6 protein-coding genes are annotated in these 7,784 nt (G+C 48.0%); all 6 read left to right on the top strand.

The genetic code is table 11. The annotated features are described in order from the left end of the window. Positions 1-364: alcohol dehydrogenase (locus CVU71_18440; protein ID PKN16811.1), on the top strand; the 364-nt coding region annotated here is incomplete at its 5' end. Between the two features lie 18 nt (positions 365-382). Beyond that, complete coding sequence (locus tag CVU71_18445) at positions 383-943, top strand: hypothetical protein (GenBank protein ID PKN16812.1); 561 nt, start codon at positions 383-385, stop codon at positions 941-943. Between the two features lie 87 nt (positions 944-1,030). Next, positions 1,031-1,453, top strand: coding sequence for an acyl-CoA thioesterase (locus CVU71_18450; protein ID PKN16816.1), 423 nt, complete (start codon positions 1,031-1,033; stop codon positions 1,451-1,453). A gap of 532 nt (positions 1,454-1,985) precedes the next feature. Further along, positions 1,986-3,992 (top strand): hypothetical protein, encoded by a 2,007-nt coding sequence (locus tag CVU71_18455; GenBank protein PKN16813.1) that lies wholly within the window; start codon positions 1,986-1,988, stop codon positions 3,990-3,992. Further along, positions 3,955-6,075, top strand: a complete 2,121-nt coding sequence (locus tag CVU71_18460; GenBank protein ID PKN16814.1) for a hypothetical protein — start codon at positions 3,955-3,957, stop codon at positions 6,073-6,075. Before CVU71_18455 ends, CVU71_18460 begins: the two co-directional genes overlap by 38 nt. Then, a partial coding sequence (locus tag CVU71_18465; GenBank protein ID PKN16815.1) for a hypothetical protein occupies positions 6,072-7,784 on the top strand: 1,713 nt, incomplete at its 3' end. The genes CVU71_18460 and CVU71_18465, both read left to right, overlap by 4 nt.

Below are 7,784 nucleotides of genomic sequence, written 5' to 3' on the forward strand. Positions count from 1 at the left end.
GGGCGGCTATGACAAAGTCTTTGATACGGTCGGCAGCGCCGAAACTCTGAATATGGCTCTCAGGGTTACTGCAACCGGCGGAGTACTTTCCATTATCGGAATTGGAAAAGAGGTAAAGCTGGATCTCACCCCGTTGTGGCTCAAGCTGCAGACCGTCAAAGGCTGCTACGGCTATCGCTATAACAACATCGCAGGCGTCAGAAAACATACGTTTGAAATCTCACTGGAAATGATTTCCACCGGAAAAGTTCAGGTGGATGACATGCTGACTCACAAGCTTCCACTTGAAAAATACAGGGAAATGATTGATATTCATCTTAATAAAGAGGCCAACCGGGCAATGAAAATCGCTTTTCAATTTTGAGTAGGAAAGGAGGCATTCATGCAGCAACCGGATATTCGCGATATCAGCAGAATGACACTCCCCAATATTCATCAGATTGGGATTCTTGTAAAAGACATAACGGAAGCGGTTGCTTGTTATACAAAACTCCTGAATATCGGCCGATGGTATCGTTCAAGTACTCTAAAACACGAAGCTACCTATCGGGGCAAGCCCATTAAACCCGATTTAGATATTGTGATTGCCTTTAAAGGTGGTGTGGAGATTGAGCTTATACAGGTCAAAGGTGTGGAGGAAAACGTTTATTCAGATATGATTGGAAAATGCGGAGGCGGAATACATCATCTGGGTTTTATGATATCAGGTTACGATAAAAAGATTGAAGAGATGAGAGCAAATGGAGTCGAAGTGATCCAGTCTGGCGTTATAACAACAAAAGGATCAGCGGTGACGAGATATGCTTATCTGGACACGATCAGGCAGTGTGGTATTATATCGGAATTCATTGCTACCACGTTGAAAGGATTGCCGATGCCGCATTGTAAGTCTATTATGGATGTGGGCTGCATCACCGGTGATGTGGAACGTGTCAACATTTAATCCCGCTCACGCGGGACGAGCGTTAATTCTTCTTAGCTTGCTGAGAGGGTTAAATAATGATTCTTCATGGAGGGCGCAATTGTGAAAATATCTATAAAAAAATACGAAACTCATCATGTGGTTATGGGGGCTGACTTAAACCATCACGGAACGCTGTTTGCGGGTCAGGGAGCAAAATGGTTTGTTGAATCAGGTTTCATTGCTGCTGCAAATATCACCTCGCCCGAAAGCACTGTCTGTGTCAATATTCACGGTATGCATTTCAGAACACGTGTGCCTTTGGGTACCGTTGTCCGGTATGAAAGCAAAATGATCCTGAGTGGCCAGACCCGTCTGATTGCCTACGTGAAAGCAGTAAAAAGCGAGAATGAGGAGCACATCGTTGATGGTTTTCTGACCTTTGTCCATGTGGACCCGCAAGGGTTTCCCAAACCTCATGGCATTACGATCGAAGCTGATACAAAGGAGGATATCCTGCTGCAGGAACAGGCCAGGGCATTATCAAAATAAAGATCCAGGATAGCCATTGTCTGTTTAGCCGCAAGGGGATGATCCTGGACAGCAATCCGGTTCCCGGCGTTTTCATGGACCATATGAAGTAAGCACAAAGGCTTTCGGGGTCTAATCGATAAATCAAACGCCCGGATAGCCCTACAGTTCTATTTGAGCGCCAAGTTCAACCACCCGGTTGGTAGGAATGCCAAAATAAGCGGTAGGATTCCCCGCATTTCTTGACATAAACGCAAAGACCGCCTTTCTCCAGCGCATCATCTTTGACTCTCCTCCGGTAAGAAGTGTTTCTCTGCCGAGATAGAACGGCATCTATCCCGGAATGTCAATATCGTTTGTTTTGAGACAGGTGCAAGGTAACGGACCATCGTAAGTACTTATCAGTATTTTATAATGTTAACCCTGCGTCTGATGAATCTTTCATTGACATTCAAGCCCACTCCTATTATAGATTTTACGCTATATTGTCGAAATTGAGGGTAAAAAAGGTTTGACTAAGCAGATCATCCAGATCAAGGCAGAGCCACTGCGATTGACTTTGAAAACCACTATCCGGCATGCCGCCGCGACCAGGAATGAAGGAGAGAGCATCTGGGTCCAGGCACAAAGGCATGAGCATGCGGGATTCGGTGAAGGTTGTCCAAGAGACTATGTGGCGGGTGACGATCTCTCATCCAGCCTCAAATGGGTCGAAGAAAATTTTTCCACAGGTGGGGCTGATTTTTCAACTCTCGATGATGTCAAGCAATGGATATCCTTTCACGAAAAAATCATTGATCAATATCCCTCGGCATGGTGCGCCGTCGAAATGGCGGTGCTTGACCTTCTGGCCAGGGAAAAGGGATGTTCGGTGGAGGCGCTGCTGGGCGTTACCGAAACCATGCGTTTTGGCCGCTATACAGCCGTTATGGGGGACAGCAAGTCATCGCAATACGCCACGCTTGCCGATCAATATCTGATCCGCGGAATCACGGATTTTAAAATCAAACTCAGCGGTAATCTGGAAAAAGATAAACAGAAAATCGATTTTCTGGAGGCTTTGTCCGTTCAACATCACGCCCCCGCTCCCCGCATTCGTCTGGATGCCAATAATTTATGGAAGAAGCATTGTGACGAAGCCATCGCCTTTACCCAGGCGCTGGGGTGTGGAAGGATATTTGCCGTAGAAGAACCGGTGCAGGCCAGGCATGTTGAAGACATCAGCCGCTTCAGCACACTCACAGGGCTTCCCGTGATTCTGGATGAAAGCCTATGCACTCTGGATCATCTGCGGTCATTTCAAAATGTGCCAGGTCAATTCATCGCCAATATCAAAATCTCACGGGTGGGCGGTCTAATCCGGGCGCTGGGGATGATCGCCGAGGTAAAAAAACTGGGATGGCCGATTATTGTTGGTTGTCATGTTGGTGAAACGTCTTTGCTGACGAGGGCTGCACTTGTAGCTTCTGCTGCGGCGGGAGAAAACCTTGTGGGCCATGAAGGGGCTTTTGGCGATTATCTGGTTCAGCGGGAGCCGGTTCAGCCGACACTGAAGTTCGGGCGCGGCGGACATTTGGATTTGCGTTTGCCCTACTACCTGAAAACTGTCCACGGGCTTCAGATTATCCCGGTGGAAAACTGGAATACCGGATTTGGCATGCAGTGCCGAATGCCTCAGACACCGGATGACGGCGCACCGGATATCTGTTTTTTGGAAATGCCCGACCGGTATAAAATTCATTATCGGCGCTGGGGTTGTCCTGAAGGTGAAGATGCACTACTGATTCTGCATGGAGGAATGAGTCATTCAGGATGGCAGGCGCCGCTGGCGATTCAGTTGAGATCGATGACGCCGGAACTGACCGTTATCGCCGCTGACCGGCGGGGGTGCGGGTTGGTCATTCAGCACGTTGAATTTCTGAAAAAATCTTTCAAAAGAGTGCATCTCGCCGGTTGGTGTCAGGGTGCGCAGTACGCTGCCGTTGCCGCATCCAGAATGCCCGATGCCGTCTCCAGCCTCATGCTGATGGCGCCGCTTTTTTTCTCAAATGAACGATTCCGCTCGGTTTTAAGCATTACCGAGAAAATTGCACGGGGCATGATTGCTGAGTTTAAGTTGAAACCCGAGCACGATCATGCCTGCATTCCCGTTCCCATGGAAGCAACAGATTTTACACTGGTTGATGAATGGCTGGATTTCATTGAGAAAGATGATCTCAAAACCATATTTCTGAACTTAAAATCCGCAAGGATCGTGGATGAAATTCAGGAGATGTCCTGGTCTGCCATGCTCCAAAACCGCCTTCCCGTGCTTGCGATAATGGCGGAACAGGACCGCATCGTGAACAACAACAAAGTCAAACAATTATTGGATCACTTATTTTCCGGTGATACCGGGAATCAGTTAATCACCTTGAGTAGTGGGCATGCCATACAATTTGAAAAACCTAGAGAAGCCGCTTTGGCAATTTTGAATTTCATACGGAATCTAAACAGCAGAATTTCCAGCAGGAGCCTAACCCATGAATCAGCAAGGTCCTATAATTGTAGAGCAGGTTAATGAACAACCTGATCCTGATGTCGTGGCCAGGCCGCTCTACTTCCACCATCATGATCTTGTTCAAAACCTCGATGCCAAAAAGACCATCAAGCAACGCAAACTCATCAACCTGTGGAACAGCATCCACTTCATGGACGGTATGGTTCAGGTCCACCTCCGTCACTACCGTAACAACAAGGAAATACTTGTCGAAGCCCATCCTTCCCCCTGCAGCGACCAATCAATGACCTGCTATTGGCCGGAGAAAAACCGTCCGCTTGTGGAAAACGCGAAAATTCTGGATATTATTCTTACGGATGGCCTCACGATATTCCTCTTGCCCGTTAAGATCAGGGACTTTCAGGAAGATCATTTTACAATTAAAGTACCCGATAAGGCGTATATCCTGGGTAAACGGCAGGCCAGGCATTTTAATTGTCATGGGGTCAGAGCCACACTGGTGCAGGACGGATTTCAGGCACAGGGGCAATTGACGGATTTCAGCTCCCGGGCCTTCACCATCAAGGTCAGTCCAGATGGGATCGGTTCTTTCCGCTGGTTTAATGCTGACAACCCGTCGACAATTAATCTTTATCGGAATGGCCGGATGGTTTGTTCGGTATACTGCCGATGTATCAGGCAGACAGCAGACCAGGGGGTCCGGGAGATTGTGTTTTCTCCGACGGCCAGCCACATAACCCGTTTTTTAAAGAAAAAATGGCGTAGTCCCCGTGTTTTGGTCAGTCCTATGCCGAACATTACCTTTGAACATCCGTTGATTTCTAAAAATATCCAGATGGATATTAAAAACCTTTCCTCCTCGGGCTTTTCCGTTGCGCTTTCAACCGATGAAGATGTTCTGATGCCGGGAATGATCATCCGGGATTTGAAGATGAACTTTTCAGGGGCTTTACCCATATCGTGCAAGGCACAGGTTCTCTATCGTCGCGTAGAGAAAAAGAATCTTATCTGTTACGGTTTTGTCATTTTGGATATGGATGTAGTTGCCTATAACCGGCTCAGTCACATTGTGATGAACATCATTGATCCCGGTGCTCATGTTGCCGATGAGGTCGATGCGGATCAACTGTGGGAATTTCTTTTTGACAGCGGATTTATCTACCCCCAAAAATATAATATCGTCCAGGCGAACCGGCAGCTGATGAAGCAAACGTATCAACGGCTTTATCGTGATAATCCGGAAATCACCACGCAGATAACTTATCAACGAAATGGCCGGATATACGGGCACGCTTCCATGATCCGATCCTACAGGCGGACCTGGATGGTCCATCACCTTGCCGCCAGGCCGCTTGACAAAAAGAGGACAGGCCTGCAAGTCCTGAAGAATATCATGCATTATTTCAATGGTCTCTATCGGTTGCCCACCGTTGGAATGGACTATATGATGTTCTATTTCCGACCCGAAAACCGCTTTCCCGATCATTTTTTTGGCGGTTTCGCCAGGCATTTTAAGAACCAGCGTGCCTGTTCGATGGATCTTTTCTCTTATCTGAACTATCCGACAACATGCTCCCGCAAACCCCTGCCGAATGGGTGGTCGCTTGGAGAGTGCTCAGCCGCGGATCTGGAAGAACTGAACTTTTTTTACCGGAATACTTCCAACGGCCTTCTGCTGGATGTGTTGCATTTGGATAAAGAAAACGATGATGGAGCCTTTCTGACGGAGCTGTACGCGCGGCAGGGGTTTATCAGGAGCTGCCATAGCCTGTCTCTTACGCAACACGGCAGAGTGAAAGCGGTTCTGGTTGTGAACCAGTCGAACGTCGGCCTCAGCCTGTCGGACTTCTTAAACGGGCTTAAAATCATTGTGACCGATGCGGCAGGCCTGCCCTGGCCGATCCTGTCCGCGGCGATTTCCCAGGTGGTCGGCTGTTACCGGGTTGAACAGATCCCCATTCTCGTTTATCCATCCGATTATTTTCAAACACAGGAAGTCCCTTTTTTCCAAAAGAAATATAATCTCTGGATCATTAACGCTCATTGTGCCAGGGAATACAGTGAATACATGATGGAAAACATTAAGTTCAGAATCAGATTTGTCATCCGGCTTCTCATGAGAAAATTCAAGGGTACGGGATGAAAGACAAACAATATTACAGCAGCCGAATTATCAAGAGCTATGTAGAGTACCTGAAAAGGTTCTTTCCGGATATAGATGTAGCTCCGTTGCTGAAACACGCAGGCATTGAAACGTTCCAACTCGATGATGAAGGACACTGGCTGACCCAGAAGCAGGTTGATCGTTTTCATGACATACTTGAGCAGGCAACACAGGATCCGGATATCTCCAGAAAGGTGGGACGTTTTTCGGTAACGTCCCGTGCCTCCGGAGCCCTCGGACAGTATATGCTGGGATTCATGAACCCGGCAACGGTGTATGGTGTTTTGGAGAAAATCAACGGCCGCCTCAGCCGGGCAGCGGTCATGAAAACACAAGCTATCGCGCCGGATAAAATTGAGGCAAAAGTCACTTTGGAACCGGGCGTGGAGGAAAAACCTTACCAGTGTTCTAACCGGCTAGGTGGACTGGAGGCCCTGGCAAAACTTTCCACCAATAAATTAGCCAGCATCGAACATCCCGTTTGCGTCCACAAGGGCGGTGACTGTTGCCTGTATGTCATCTCCTGGGAAAAAACTCCCTCCATGGTGTGGAAGCGCATTCGCAATTACGCCTCTGTCGTTGGACTGGTCCTTTGCCTCCTGTCGCTGAATTTCATACCGACTGCCTACTGGGATGCCTTGGTCCTGTCATATATTATTCTATTGACCGGGTTGACGCTGCAAGCCGAACATCTGGAAAAGAAGGAACTGTTATCCACTGTCAACACCCAGGCGGATGCGGCTGACCGCCTCCTGGATCAGATCAACAGCCGATACAACGAAGCCCTTCTGATTCAGGAAATCGGACAGGCGGCATCCATGGGGTCCGAGGTTGACAAGATCCTCAAGCACATGATTAGATCGCTGATCGTAAGGCTGGATTTTGACCGGGGAATGATCATGCTGGCCAACGAGCAAAAAAACCTGCTCGTTTATTCGGTCAGCTGCGGATACAACCCAAAAGATGAGACCTACCTGTCAAATGTTGTATTTCATTTGGATAACCCGAATTCAAAAGGCGCGGCCGTTGAGGCCTTCAAAAAACAGAAACCTGTTTTGGTCAATGATGTATCGTTAATCGAGAAGGACATATCGCCAAGGACCCGTGATTTCATTCGCGATATGGGTACCCAGTCCTTCATCTGCGTTCCTATTGTACACAAGGGGGAATCCATGGGGATCCTCTCGGTGGATAACGTCCAGACGAAAAAGCCCCTGGGCCAGACAGAGATCAATCTTCTGATGGGCATCGCCCCTCAGATCGGCATCAGCATCAGGAATGCCGTCTCTTACCAGAAAACCAGGGAGAGCGAAGAGCTTTATAGAACCATCTTCGAAAGTACGTCCACCGCTAATATCATGATTGCTGAAGACTCGACCATTCTCATGGCAAATAACAACTTTGCCAGACTCTGCGGATATTCAAAACAGGAACTGGAAGGAAAGATGAACTGGGAAGCGTTCATTCATCAGGATGACCTGGGAAAAATGAAAACCTATCACAAGCTGCGCAGGCAGCGTCACAGATCAGCACCACCCTCATCCTATGAATTTCGCGCCGTAAACCGGAAGGGTGATGTTCTGGATCTGATGATGAGTGCGGCCATGATCCCTGACAAGAAAGAAAGTATTATTTCAATTGTCGATTTAAGCGGAAAGAAGAAACTTGAGACGCAGCTTATGCAGTCG

It is taken from the genome of Deltaproteobacteria bacterium HGW-Deltaproteobacteria-6 (assembly GCA_002840435.1).
GTDB lineage: Bacteria > Desulfobacterota > Syntrophia > Syntrophales > Smithellaceae > UBA8904.